The sequence below is a fragment of the Flavobacterium sp. FlaQc-57 genome, from assembly GCF_044007395.1.
GTDB lineage: Bacteria > Bacteroidota > Bacteroidia > Flavobacteriales > Flavobacteriaceae > Flavobacterium.
On the sequence record NZ_JBIPDA010000001.1, the window covers coordinates 45694 to 59229 of the forward strand.

10 protein-coding genes are annotated in these 13536 nt (G+C 32.5%); 1 reads left to right on the forward strand and 9 read right to left on the reverse strand.

The genetic code is table 11. The features are described 5' to 3' along the window. Positions 1 to 35: 35 nt before the first annotated feature. From ACHRVZ_RS00225 to ACHRVZ_RS00265, 9 genes are all read right to left on the reverse strand, one after another. Positions 36 to 2567, reverse strand: coding sequence for a PIG-L family deacetylase (locus ACHRVZ_RS00225; RefSeq protein ID WP_395419974.1), 2532 nt, complete (start codon positions 2565 to 2567; stop codon positions 36 to 38). A gap of 165 nt (positions 2568 to 2732) precedes the next feature. After that, positions 2733 to 3254: a hypothetical protein gene (locus tag ACHRVZ_RS00230; protein WP_395419976.1), complete on the reverse strand. Its 522-nt coding sequence runs from the start codon at positions 3252 to 3254 to the stop codon at positions 2733 to 2735. Positions 3255 to 3448: 194 nt separating this feature from the next. Beyond that, on the reverse strand, positions 3449 to 5278 hold the full coding sequence (locus ACHRVZ_RS00235; RefSeq protein WP_395419978.1) for a hypothetical protein: 1830 nt from the start codon (positions 5276 to 5278) through the stop codon (positions 3449 to 3451). Between the two features lie 84 nt (positions 5279 to 5362). After that, positions 5363 to 6463 carry an AI-2E family transporter gene (locus ACHRVZ_RS00240; RefSeq protein ID WP_395419979.1) on the reverse strand — a complete coding sequence of 367 codons (1101 nt, stop codon included), beginning with the start codon at positions 6461 to 6463 and terminating at the stop codon, positions 5363 to 5365. Positions 6464 to 6575: 112 nt separating this feature from the next. Then, complete coding sequence (locus ACHRVZ_RS00245; RefSeq protein ID WP_395419980.1) at positions 6576 to 7106, reverse strand: mechanosensitive ion channel domain-containing protein; 531 nt, start codon at positions 7104 to 7106, stop codon at positions 6576 to 6578. Between the two features lie 9 nt (positions 7107 to 7115). Further along, the gene (locus ACHRVZ_RS00250) at positions 7116 to 7700 is read right to left on the reverse strand and encodes a Maf-like protein (protein WP_395419982.1); all 585 of its coding nucleotides are present in this window, start codon (positions 7698 to 7700) and stop codon (positions 7116 to 7118) included. Then, positions 7693 to 8619 carry a geranylgeranylglycerol-phosphate geranylgeranyltransferase gene (locus tag ACHRVZ_RS00255; protein WP_395419984.1) on the reverse strand — a complete coding sequence of 309 codons (927 nt, stop codon included), beginning with the start codon at positions 8617 to 8619 and terminating at the stop codon, positions 7693 to 7695. Before ACHRVZ_RS00255 ends, ACHRVZ_RS00250 begins: the two co-directional genes overlap by 8 nt. An 89-nt stretch (positions 8620 to 8708) precedes the next feature. After that, positions 8709 to 9236 (reverse strand): KdsC family phosphatase, encoded by a 528-nt coding sequence (locus ACHRVZ_RS00260; protein ID WP_395419986.1) that lies wholly within the window; start codon positions 9234 to 9236, stop codon positions 8709 to 8711. Then, on the reverse strand, positions 9220 to 9981 hold the full coding sequence (locus ACHRVZ_RS00265) for a Rossmann-like and DUF2520 domain-containing protein (RefSeq protein ID WP_395419987.1): 762 nt from the start codon (positions 9979 to 9981) through the stop codon (positions 9220 to 9222). The genes ACHRVZ_RS00260 and ACHRVZ_RS00265 overlap by 17 nt, the downstream gene beginning before the upstream one ends. Before the next feature lie 337 nt (positions 9982 to 10318). Here ACHRVZ_RS00265 and ccsA point away from each other — a divergent pair, with 337 nt between their 5' ends. Next, on the forward strand, positions 10319 to 13531 hold the full coding sequence (gene ccsA / locus ACHRVZ_RS00270; protein ID WP_395419988.1) for a cytochrome c biogenesis protein CcsA: 3213 nt from the start codon (positions 10319 to 10321) through the stop codon (positions 13529 to 13531). The last annotated feature ends 5 nt before the right edge of the window (positions 13532 to 13536 follow it).

Consider the following 13536-nt stretch of genomic DNA (forward strand, 5'->3'; position numbering starts at 1 on the left):
TTTTTTGTTTTTTTAACTTCCATTTTATGAATGTTTTATTTCTTCAATTCTTGTTTTGGCGCTTCTACAGGCTGTTTTAACGAAATCATATTCGATAATAATCGATATGCTCCGGAAACACCTTCCGGTAATTCTCTAAAAAAGCTTAAACCGGTGTAAATGTAATATCCTTTTCCGTATGGTGCTACCAATAGCGCACCATTTTTAGGCGATTCACCTTTATCGTGCGATGATAAAATAGGAGTGAAGGCAGGATCATATTGGTCAGGATAATACAATCCTTGCTCTTGTGTCCATCCTTCAAAATCTTTAGTACTGATTTTATTTGGTGTATTTAAAATAGGGTGATTTGGTGCTAGAAAAGTCATTTTAGCATTCTCTTCAGTCACACGATCATTTGATATTTTTAATGGATATGGCGCAATTTGATCCGTAACAGTTCTGCCATACGTATTGTATTGCACAATCATGTTTTTTCCGCTTTTTACAAAATTAAAAAGTATATTTTGTTTGTTTGCCAAAGCATTTACCGTATTGTAAGCGCGAACTCCAGTCATTACTACATTAAATGAATCTAATTTTTCTGGTGTAATTTCTTCTGGTTTTATAATAGTTACTTTATATCCCATCTGCTCTAAACTTTCAGGAACTTCGTCGCCGGCTCCCATAATATAAGCAATCGAATCTCCATTTACTCTTAAGTCAATTCGAATGCATTTTGATTCAGCTGGTTTTAAAACCATTTGCTTCGTTATGTGACTGTAATCGATAATAGTCTGATCTTTGTCAAAGCGTTTGTTATCAACAATAGCAATACTTTTTGCAATAGTTTCTTCTGGATTTACAGGTGGAGTAACTTCAAAATAAAAGATCTGTTCAGTTCCCTTTTTCTCTAAAGTAAAAGAGATTTCTTTTGGAGAAACAGTCCAGCTTTTTGGTAAGTCTAATTGCAGACTTCCTTTAATACCGTCTTTTCCTGCGCGAACTTTTACAGGAACCATTTTACTTTTTGTGGTTCCAAATATTAATACTTTTTCCAGAACAGATGTAGTAACTTCTGGCACTATATCAAGAAAATTGTACATTTCGCCTTTTACGCCATCATTATATTTATAGACTACTGTACGCTCAAACGGAATCTCAACACCATTAATTTTGATATTAAAAACAACTTTTACTTGCCTGATGATATCTGGTATACCAATGTTCTCTTGATTTGAAACAGTGTACATTCCTACGCTTGCTTTTTCTTTCAGCCAATATGGTTGAGTATATTCAATATCGTTTGGAAGTTGTATCTGCAGGTTTATTTTTTTGTCGTTATTGTTCTTTAAAAGGATATTTTGAGGCGTTTTTTTATTATCTGGTAAAGATGTTACACTTGTCAATTGCATTTCGACAGGAGATCTATTGATTGCTTCTAAGCTCAGTTTTATCATGCTGCCCGGAGTTGCTTCTTGTTCAGAGGCAACGGCTTCAAGATATAATCCTGAGCAAGATCCAATTATGTTTTTTACAGCTGCAGCTTTTAAAGATTTCCAATGATCATCTTCTAAAGCTTCAATCATTGTGTATGCTTTTACTAAATCAGGAATGCTTGCTGATGGATTACTAAAATCATATTTTGCAATGATAGTAGTAATTAGGTCTCCAATTGGTTTTCCATTTTTAACGCGATTCCATGAAGTGTCAATTCCATCAAATAAATTATCACGGTCGATTGGCGCATCTCCTTTAATGAGTTCCAAATATTCAGTTTCTTCGCCACGAGAACCAGTACTTCCGAAACCTTGTGATTGATGACGGCTTCGGCTTAAAGCTGCAATTTCCTGATTCGATTTTCCAATTCCGGTATAATAAACTCCAGTTTCTAACTTGGTGAATTTTGATTTATCGGCTGCATCAAATCTTTCCTGACTTCCGTAAAACCACCATGACGGATTGAAAAACAGACGTTTTACCTGCCATGGTTTTACATATTTTAATTGTTCAGGATATACTTTAGGATCATTTGTCAATTTAAAACTTTCTACACTCAACATAGCTGATGACGTATGATGGCCATGTGTTGTACCTGGCGAACGATGATCAAATCTATTAATGATTACGTCTGGTTGAAATTTTCGTATTGTCCAAACTACATCAGCAAGCACTTTATCTTTATCCCAAATTTCTAAAGTTTCATCAGGTGTTTTTGAATAACCAAAATCATTAGCACGCGAAAAAAACTGCTCACCGCCATCAATTTTTCTGGCCTCAATTAATTCCTGAGTTCTTATTACACCCAATAATTCACGCAATTGTGGTCCTATTAAATTTTGGCCTCCATCGCCACGAGTTAAAGACAAATAGCCAGTCCTGGCATTCACTTCATTTGCCATATAAGAAATCAAACGGGTATTTTCGTCATCTGGGTGCGCTGCGAGATACAATACAGAGCCTAAAAAATTTAGTTTTTTAATTTGATTGTAAATTTCGACAGAACTTGGTTTTTGTGGTTGTTGTGCAAAAGAAATGGAAATCCCTGTTAAAAAAATAAGAAGAATTTGTATCTGAATTTTTCGCATAGTGTGGTTTGGTGTTTTTTGAAAGTGCCTCAAAAATACTAATTATATCTTTGAAGAGTATTTAAATGAAATGTTAATGTTTGGTTATTGATTTCCTTTTTTAAGAAAAAAAGAGAGTATCAATATATTGATACTCTCTTTTCTTTAACTAGCTATTTACTAAAATTATCTTCTACCGTGACCATTTCCATTTCCACGTCCATGATCGTGGTCATCATCTCTATCGTGTCTATCGTGTTTTTTATTGTGTTTGTCGTAATGCTTGTCATAGTGTTTATCATGACGATCATTATAACCGTAAACGGGTCTGGCTCTGTAAGGTCTTTGAGGCGTTCCGTGGTAACCTTTATAGTATTTTACTCTATGTCTGTCAAAATAAGTATAAGGCGTTCTACCGTGGTAATCGTTCAATACAACTTTGTAACCTCCATATAAATCGTAATTACTATACTGTCTTGGTAAACGTGTTGTTCTTACCCATCTTCCTCCACCAAAATAAATAAATTGTGAAGCTCTTACGTCATAATATGCTTCGATGTCCGGTAAATAATAATATTCCATTTCGGCATATCCGGCAGGTCCCCAAGCTGGAGGTGTTCCAATATTAACATTAATTGATACTTGAGCTTGTGTGGCGTTTGCAACCAAAAGAAATAATCCTGCGATTGCTATTTTTATTGTTTTCATTTTTTTTAGTTTTAAAATGTTATTCTTGATTTAGAATATTCATATACTGTGCCAAAAATGAAAACCAATTGCATTTCATCGGATAAATTAGCATTTTAACGAACGAGTTTTTAGTTAAACATCTTGCAAGTTATTGATTTTTAAAACGTTCGTTAGACGATAGGGAATAATAAAAAAATATGTTTTTTTTGAGTCTATTTATATTCAACAATTCTTGGTTTTGCAAGTTCAAAACTTTGCAAACCAAAATCAGTAGTCTCAAAAGTATTAGTTTTAAACACATTGTCTCCCTGAAAAGGAATAGTAGGGTAGTATGAGAGCGAAAGTTGAAATGAACTAAATACTAAATAGTCATTACTGATCAACAATCCTAAAGTTACTTTTGAATAGGCTTTATTTCTTCCCATTGCATTATTTGGACTTCCTAACACTGCAATCGAATAATTAAAAAACGGATTCATACGAAATCCTAGAAGTGAATGAGGAGAATAAGTTTGAGTTTGTAATGATAAAACCATTTTATTGGTTCCGTATACTGCACTATTAAATCCAGCCAGACCATTTTGTTCATTTATGTTGAGTTGATCACCAATAATATCGTCGCGATTGGCGCCAATAACAATTTTTGGATTAACGAATTGACGTAATTTCCAATTTCCAATAGTGAACAACTTTGTGAAATAATTTGATTCAAATGAAAAAGCAGTCTGATAGGTTTTAGAATCGTGAAAAAAAGTTCCCATTTCAAAATTAGTACTTAAAAATCCCCACTTGTAATAATTACCAAACGAGAATTGTCCACCTATATAAGGTCTCCATTGTGTATTTTTATACTGATAGCCAAATGTTAATCCATAGATTCTGCCTGTTGGTACATCTTCGGTTTGCCCATTCCTAAAAATATAGCTGTCTTTAATGAATTTTCGTGTATTGATCCCGACACCGGTTAAAAACAGCTTTTCGTCTGAATAAAAATTGTTAGGATCATATTCGACAGTTGGACTTTCGCTATAATTTACATTTAGAAAACGGCCCGTCACAATCAAATTTGTAATTCCATTATTATCGTCCTGAAAAACTTTTGAGGCTTTCCCAACCCATAAATCCTGAAAATTATACTTGAAAGGCTGGAAAGCATAAGTTAAATCTGGTGCTTGCAGCGTATCTTTTCTAAAATTTTGTCCCACAAAAACTCCGCCTCCCCATTTTGTTAAAGGAGAGTAGAAATCACGTTCTATGTCGATACTTTTAGTATAATTATTATCTAAATCTGTTTTATAATTTAGCGTAGTACTTATGTAAGTATTCTTAATATTCGGAATTGTGTAAGTTGCTTCGTTGGCGTTTTGTCCGTCAGAGAATCTATTAGAAAAGCGATATTCAAGTTGTTGACCTGATCCAAAAAAGTCTTTCTCTTTGATTCCAAAAGAAACTTGATTACTTGAAATAGCAAACTTTGGAATTGTACTCCACGAATCTAAAACACGAATAGTTACATCGACAGAGTCAGATTCTTTACTTGCCAGTTGATTCGTTATTCGAACCGCTGTAACATATTTTTGAGATCGAATTAAACGCTCAGATTCCTGCACTTTATAGGTATTATAAGCTGTATTCTTTTTAAATAACAATAAATTATAAATTGCTATTTTTTTTGTTTTTAAATGCAATCTGTTTCCTGTTCTTTCTCCCCAATTTTTAGGCAATTGAGTAGTATCTGTAATCGAATGCCCAAACGGATCTAAAGTAACAATGTTTATTTTTCTAATGATTTTTCCCTCAAAATTAGTTGTATCGCGTTGTACCAATTCTTCCTTTTTTTTGGGCTTGTTGCTTCTAAAAAAAAGCTTGTGGAGAGTTTTTGTGAAGTTGTTTTTTTTAGAATAGTTTCTAATTTTCTGGTAAACTTCAGTACTGTCTTTTTTATTTTGCGTGTTTTTTTTATTAGTATCTGTCTGTGCATAGCTGCTTTGTAAACAAAAGCATAACAAAATAAAAACTACTATTTTTTTGTTTATACGCATTAGATAATTTTTGACTGGCTTAAAAGACGATTTTTATATGAATATAAGGAATTAATACTATTTCTTTTGAAAATCGAAGTGTTTTTAATTGACTACTTTGATTTTTCGTATTCTCCAGGTGAATTTTTTAGGCATATGATTGCCCATTACATATCCCCACGGTTCTAAAGATTCGATTCTGTCGAATATAATTTTAAGAATTGCCAATAGCGGAATTGCTAAAAACATACCTGATATACCGGCAGCTGCACCACCAATTATGATTCCCAGAATGGAAACAAAGGCATTAATTTCAACTTTTGAGTTAATAATTAGAGGCACCAGAATATTATTATCAATCAATTGAACAATAACATTTACAATTAAAATTCCAAGAATTATGGACGTTTCGGGTGTTCCTGTTAATGATGCTATAACTGTAATTATTCCCGCAATTAAAATCCCTATATACGGAATCATATTTAGTATTCCGGTAATCAATCCCAGTAAAATAAAGTACTTAACACCAATAATCCACAATCCTAAACTTGTTAGAATTGAAACTACAATCATTTCAAAAATTAAGCTTAAAATATAATTATTGATCGAAACTTTTACTTGCGATAAAATATCTTTTAAAGCAGAGTGGTCTTCTTTATTGATCAATTTAGCTAAAAATAGAATAAAATGATCTTTATATAAAAGGAATAAAAAAGTATAAATTGGGATGATCGTACAATCTAAAAGTAGATCTGTTACAGATAAGATTGCAGAACCTATTGTAGCTTTTCCGTTTTGAACAGAGTCTTTCGCTACATTATCCAGGTATTTTTTTTGCTCTCCAATACTCACATGAAAATTATCTTTAATGAATTTATGGATATCTGTAATAAACGCATTTGTATTTTTCTTTATAGCATCAAAATCACTGGCAATATCACTTACCTGATAAGAAATAAAAGCCAGTATGCCAACAATAAACAATGCGAAGAGTAAAATACAACATCCCGCAGCAAGATGTCTCGGGAATTTTAACTTGGAGTGTAAGAAGGAAAAAATTGGCAGTAATAATACAGCAAATAAAAATGCGAGTAAGACGGGAGTAATAATATCTTTTCCGATACAAAAAATAAAAGCAAAACTAATTAGGCTTACTAACACAAAGGCAAGCTTAGCATAAAACGGTAATTTTACGGAATGAGTCATTTTTTTGGTGATTTTAGTAAAACTAGAAATTGGTTAAGCAAATATTATACTTTATTACAGTAATAACGTTTTAGCTTTTGCCGTATAGTTTATAAAATTCCCATTGAGAAATTTAGTCAAAAAACTCTTTTTCTTCGTAATGCGCCGGCATTATTGAAATACCTTTTTGCAGTAATAGATTGTTTGGAAATATAATTTTTTCTCCGTCCTTGGTTTTCAAATTGACATGAAAAGCACTAATATCTTCAATTTCTGCTTCAATAGGGAAGTCTTTGTCATGAATTTTTATCGTGTCCCCAATTCGAAAAGGAAATGAAAAGAATAAAATCATTCCGGAAGTAATGTTGCTTAAAATAGACCACTGCGCAAACATAGCCACACCAATTACAGTTGCAATTGACGACACTGTGATAAAAATATCTTTTGTATCAACTCCCCAAATTACGATTAAACTAATGGTAACCAATATGTTCATTAAAATATGAATGTACTTGATAACCAAATTAGTTCGATGCTCCAATAATTGACTTGTACTGGCGTAACGACGAACTAATTTTGCAATAATGACCCTTAATGTCACTAAAGCGATTAAGATAATTATTGTAGTTAATATTTCGTGACTATATTCTTTAAAAGAAAACATAAGCATTTTTTATACTAAAGTACTTAAATATTCGTAAACTTTGGCTGTTGGCAGTCCCATAACATTTGTGTAAGAGCCATCGACTTTTGCAACTGCCATAAAACCAAACCATTCCTGAATACCATATGCACCTGCTTTATCATAAGGTTTATAGTTTTCAATATAATATAAAATAGACTCGTCTGATAAATCATTGAAGGTTACTTTTGTAACATCATTTATTACAGTAGAAGTAGAGTTGGTTTTAAAGCAAACAGATGTAAAAACTTCATGCGTAGCGTTTGACATTGATTTAATCATTTCAAAAGCTTCTTGCGCATTTTTTGGTTTTCCTAAAGCTTTATTTTGATGCCAAACAATTGTATCACTGGTAACTAATACTTCATTTTCTTTTAGTTCGCCATCAAAAGCACTTGCTTTTAATTCAGCCAAAAAATCAGTTATTTCGACCGCTTTTAATTCAGGAGGGTAAACTTCTTCAATATCTTTTAATCTAATTTCAAAATCAAGATCTAAATCCTTGAAAAATTGTTGTCTGCGTGGAGATCCTGAAGCTAAAATTATAGTATATTTTTTTAGTTTTTCTTTAAGCATTGTATTTGATGTTTAAGTTGATTACTAAAATTGACATAATTCCGAAAAATAGAATCAATTTTAAAATAGTACTCAAATGATGAAATTCTTTTTGAGTTTTTGCCGCAAATATTTTTACAATAAAATATAAAAGTGGTGCCAAAACAAAGGCAAAAGCATAAAATGTAGCAATGAAAAGTCCGTATTCTACAAAATAGGTTTTAATATAAAGTGTACAAAGGATTAAAGGAATTATAGCAATTCCCAATGCAATTTTTGCAGCTCTGCTAATTCCTATTGCAATAGGTAAAGTATTCATACCTTGGTTGTAATCACCATTTACATCTTCAATATCTTTAACTATTTCACGAATGAAATTAATCATAAAAGCAAATAATGCATAATCTAATAATATTGAAAAAAGAGCTGCCATTTGTGCTTGATTCTCTGAATCTGTAGCCGGAAAAAGATCAAAAACTCCAATAATTAAAACACTTATCGCTAATAATAGCGCTACAACAAAATTGCCAACAATCATGATTTGTTTTAAGGTTGTTGCGTAAAAGTAAAGTAGTGAAGCAATCAGAATAAAAAGAGAGGCAAAACCTGGTCTTAAGATAATATTTGATAAAAGAAAACCAATCGCAACTCCGGTAATATTTAGACCGATGTAAATGTTGTATGCAGCAGTTTCAGAGATTCCTTTGCCCACTACAACATTGTTTGGTTTGTTAATAGTGTCAGATGCAACATCATAAATATTGTTTATTACATAACCCGCTGCTGCCAGTAAAACAGTGCTTAAAACCAATAATCCGTATTGCCAGTCTGCCAATGCCAAAGGAACATTTTGCTGTTTCAAAAAAGCATAACGAAATAATACCTGCATAAAAGCAAGCATCAATAGATTTTTGTATCGTATGAGTTTGAGGAATTTCATTTCTTTAAAGGTTCTAAGCTTTTTTTTCGTAAATTAAAGTGCTAAAGGTCTAAAGCAACAAAGGCAGAAAGCTTTTGACTTACAATTAATTAATCGTGTTTTCCGCTAAAATGTTCCATCCATTTTCCTTGTACTTTCATTACTTGTTCAATAACATCACGTGCTGCACCTTTTCCACCTTTTACGTGTGAAATGTAGCGGCAAATATTTTTTATTTCTGGGCTGGCGTCTTGTGGGCAAGTCGGTAATCCAACTAATTTCATTACATGAAAATCAGGAATATCGTCACCCATATATAAAACTTCTTCCGGTTTAATATTATATTTTTCAGTATATTCTTTAAATGTTTCAACTTTGTCCGGCGTTGCCAAGTGAATTTCTAAAATTCCTAAATTGCGTAAACGAATTCGAACGCCTTCATTGCTTCCTCCAGAAATAATGCATACATTATAACCACTTTCAACAGCTGCTTTCATCGCATAACCATCACGAATATTCATTGTGCGAAGCATTTCTCCTTCATTAGTTACAAAAACAGAACTGTCTGTAAGTACGCCATCAACATCAAAAACAAACGTTGTGATGTCATTCATTATTTCTTTATAACTTTTTGCCATTATTTTGTATAGATTGTGTTAGTATTTTATAAATATTCTTTTGATTTTCATTCGATAAATACTCCAAATGTGACTCAATTGTAACAGAATCATGGCGTTTTGCAGGCCCGGTTTGTGCATTAATTGGATTTAATGTATTTATTTTCTCGGCAGTTTCCTGAATTAAAGGTTTTAAAACTTCAAAAGGAACTTTGTGTTCATCGCAAATTTCCTGTCCCATTTGATACAGGTGATTAGTGAAATTATTGACAAAAACTGCTGCAACATGCAACGCTTTTCTCTGATCTGAATTGATTGGATAAATAGCACTTGAAATGCTCTTTGCTACAGATTCTAAAATTCGAAAATCATACATATTTTCAGCTTCCAAACACATTGGAACTGTTGTAAAATCAATTTCTTTGTTTTTAGAAAATGTTTGAAGGGGATAAAAAACACCTTTTCTGTTTTTTGAATCCAAAACATTGAGAGAAGCAGCTCCTGAAGTATGAACCACAACTCGGTTTTGAAAAGGTAATTGTTTTGAGACTTCTTCAATTGCTTTATCAGAAACTGCAATAATATATAAATCGGCCTCTTTTAAACTCTCATAATCATTTACAATTTTGTCAAAATCAATTAGAGAAGCTAACGTTTCTTTTTTTCTCGAAAATACTTGTACAATTTCGATAAGTTCACTTTTCGTGAAAGCTTTTATCAAATGCTGCGCAACATTTCCGGAACCAATTAGGGATATTCGAATCATATCGCAAAATTAGCATTATTTTTTTAAGGATGATTATTAGAAGAAAGTTTTGCCACAGATTATAAGGATTAAGGTCATTTCGTTTGAAATTTGAATATTCTTATTATATAGCTAAAACAAAGTAAAGAATTAGCTAAACTCTTTTTAATCTGTGAAATCTGTGAATAAAGTTGATATAGAATTAAAGCGATTCATTTTATAAGGTTAAGTGTACTTTTTTGTCAAATTGATTAAATTTAGTGCGTCTTATTTGGTTTTTATTAACAAATAAGACCTACCGCAAATCAACATTTTTAAGTATTTTTGTGCCACTTTTATACAATGTAATTCCTTAAAAATGGATAAAAAAATATTCTCTTTTTTGTTTTCTACACGATTAATGGCCGTTCTTTTTTTAGCATTTGCAATCGCAATGGGTGTTGGTACTTTTATCGAAAGTAAGTACAACACAGATACAGCCCGAATTTTAATTTATAATACATGGTGGTTCGAGGCAATAATGGCCGTTTTCGTACTTAATTTCATCGGAAACATCAAACGTTACCAATTATTAAAAAAAGAAAAATGGGCAACATTATTACTTCACGTTGCTTTTATATTTATTCTTTTAGGAGCTTTTATTACGCGTTATATTAGTTACGAAGGTATGATGCCAATTCGTGAAGGCGCTGCCGAAAATCAAATTTACTCAGATAAAACATTCTTAACTGTCTTTGCAGATGGAGAATATAAAGGTCAAATGAGAAGAAGATCTTTCGAGAAAGATCTTTTATTATCTCCGGTTACGAATAACAACTTTACGTTATCAGGAAAATTTGATCAAACTCCTTTTGAAGTGAGTTATGTAAATTACATCATGGGAGCTAAAGAAACCGTAAAACCTGATCCAAAGGGAACTTTATACCTAAAATTAGTTGAAGCGGGTGCAGGCGGACGTGAAGAACATTACTTGAAAGAAGGAGAAGTTCAAAACATTCACAACGTATTATTTGCATTAAATAAACCTACTGAAGGCGCTATAAACATTAATACAACAGGTGAAAAATATACCATTCAAACTCCTTTTGAAGGTGAGTTTATGCGAATGGCAGATAAATTAAAAGGAACTGTAACTAAAGATAATGTTCAGCCTTTAATGATGCGTTCTTTATACAGCATTGGAGACATCCGAATTGTTTTTCCGGATCCTGCTGTAAAAGGTGTTATTGATTATGAATCAAATAACGATTATAAAGCTAAATCTCACCACGATGCCTTAATTGTAAAAATTAAAGCTGAAGGGCAAGAAAAAGAAGTAAGACTTTTAGGTTCTAAAGGTAGTGTGGGTGAACCACAAACCGTTAAAATTGGTAAAATTGAATACAGTTTATTCTACGGAAGTAAAGCTTACATATTACCTTTTAAAATAAAATTAAACGATTTTATCGCTACCAAATACCCGGGAACAGAAAAGAGTTATTCGGCTTTTGAAAGTAAAGTAACTGTTCTGGATTCTACTGAAACTTTTAATGCTGACATTTATATGAATCACGTTTTAGATCATAAAGGATATAGATTTTTTCAATCATCATTTGATCCTGATGAGAAAGGAACAGTATTATCTGTAAACCACGATTTCTGGGGAACTTCGATAACATACTTAGGATATTTTATGTTATTCTTCGGATTGATGGCTATTATGTTTACCAAACATTCTCGTTTTGCCGATTTAAAACGCAAATTAGATGGAGTACAAAAGAAAAAAGAAAAATTGATTACCATTTTGGTTTTAATGATCAGCATGAGTGGTTTTGCCCAGGCGCCTCACGTTCATACACCAGGTCATGACCACAATCATGCAGCAGATCCAAATGATCATGCAAACCATGTAACAGCTCCACCAAGTCAAAAACAATTAGATTCGTTATTGACAATCTACAAAGCTCCTGAAGCTCATGCGGCAAAATTTGGCCGTTTAATTATTCAGGATGCAGGAGGTAGAATGAAACCAATTAATACTTTCTCTTCAGAACTGCTTAGAAAAGTTAGTCACAAAGACAAGTATAACGGAATGAATTCTGATCAGGTATTTTTATCTATGACGCAATACGCTCAAGTTTGGATTCAGATTCCGATCATTTATATCAAATCAGGAAACGACAGTATTCGTAAAATTATTGGTATAGACAAAGAAGCAGAATTTGCTCCGTTTGTTAAGTTTTTTGATGAAAACGGAAACTATAAACTTTCTCCATATTTAGACGCCGCTTATAAAGCTGCAAATCCAAATAATTTTGAGAAAGATTTTATTGAAACGGATAAAAAAGTAAACTTAATGGAATCTGCTTTAAGCGGAAGTATTTTGAAAATTTTCCCTGTTCCAAATGATCCTAATAATAAATGGGTTTCGTTTTTAGAACGTGAAAATGCGGGATTAAAAGGAATGGATTCTACGTACGTAAAACAAATTCTACCGTTATATTTTAGCGCGTTAAACAACGCTTCTATCTCTAAAAATTGGGATACAGCCGATCAGTTGGTTGAAAGTATTAATGGTTTCCAAAAGAAATTTGGAGCAAAAGTACGTCCAAGTGAGCAGAAAATTGACGCCGAAATCGCTTATAATAAATATGATGTTTTTAAAGTTTTGCCTTATTGGTATATTACAGCTTCTATTTTAATGCTGATTTTTACCATATTAAATATCTTTTTTGAGAAAAAATGGCTTCGTAAAACAGTAAATGTATTTCATATAATCATTGGATTATTATTTGCGCTTCATACATTAGGATTGATCGCGCGCTGGTATATTTCAGGTCACGCACCTTGGAGTAATGCTTACGAATCGATAATTTATGTGGCATGGGCAACAATGTTCTTTGGTTTAGCTTTTGATAAAAAATCGAAATTGACAGTGGCATCTTCTGCATTTGTAACCGCAATGATTTTAATGGCTGCTTACATGAACTGGATCGATCCGGAAATTGCTAACCTGCAGCCGGTATTAAACTCTTATTGGTTAATGATTCACGTTGCAGTAATTGTTGCAAGTTACGGTCCGTTTGCACTAGGTATGATTTTAGGGTTTGTTGCATTATTATTGATTTTCTTTACGACTGATACTAACAAAGCCAAAATGGAATTGCATATTAAAGAGATTACCTATATCAACGAAATGGCATTAACAATTGGTTTGATCATGTTAACAATCGGAAACTTCCTTGGAGGACAATGGGCCAATGAAAGCTGGGGACGTTACTGGGGATGGGATCCAAAAGAAACTTGGGCTCTAATTTCGATTATGGTTTATGCCTTTGTAATTCACGCTCGTTTTGTTCCCTCATTACGTGGTAAATGGTTCTTTAACTTAATGAGTATGTTTGCCTTTGTATCGATTTTATTTACATACTATGGAGTAAACTTCCACTTAGTCGGTTTACATTCCTACGCAAGCGGAGAAGCGCATTCACTAAGCTGGATTTGGTATTCACTAGCAACAATTTCGGTAATTGGAGCAATAACTTACCCTAAATACCGTAAGTATTATAAAACCAAAAAAGTAAAGAAATAGAGAAT

Bases quoted from the DNA above. Each gene is read 5' to 3' on its own strand.
- ACHRVZ_RS00235 (WP_395419978.1), bottom strand. From the start codon at position 5,278: ATGCGTATAAACAAAAAAATAGTAGTTTTTATTTTGTTATGCTTTTGT.
- ACHRVZ_RS00245 (WP_395419980.1), bottom strand. From the start codon at position 7,106: ATGTTTTCTTTTAAAGAATATAGTCACGAAATATTAACTACAATAATT.
- ccsA (WP_395419988.1), top strand. From the start codon at position 10,319: ATGGATAAAAAAATATTCTCTTTTTTGTTTTCTACACGATTAATGGCC.
- ACHRVZ_RS00265 (WP_395419987.1), bottom strand. From the start codon at position 9,981: ATGATTCGAATATCCCTAATTGGTTCCGGAAATGTTGCGCAGCATTTG.
- ACHRVZ_RS00260 (WP_395419986.1), bottom strand. From the start codon at position 9,236: ATGGCAAAAAGTTATAAAGAAATAATGAATGACATCACAACGTTTGTT.
- ACHRVZ_RS00255 (WP_395419984.1), bottom strand. From the start codon at position 8,619: ATGAAATTCCTCAAACTCATACGATACAAAAATCTATTGATGCTTGCT.
- ACHRVZ_RS00240 (WP_395419979.1), bottom strand. From the start codon at position 6,463: ATGACTCATTCCGTAAAATTACCGTTTTATGCTAAGCTTGCCTTTGTG.
- ACHRVZ_RS00230 (WP_395419976.1), bottom strand. From the start codon at position 3,254: ATGAAAACAATAAAAATAGCAATCGCAGGATTATTTCTTTTGGTTGCA.
- ACHRVZ_RS00250 (WP_395419982.1), bottom strand. From the start codon at position 7,700: ATGCTTAAAGAAAAACTAAAAAAATATACTATAATTTTAGCTTCAGGA.
- ACHRVZ_RS00225 (WP_395419974.1), bottom strand. From the start codon at position 2,567: ATGCGAAAAATTCAGATACAAATTCTTCTTATTTTTTTAACAGGGATT.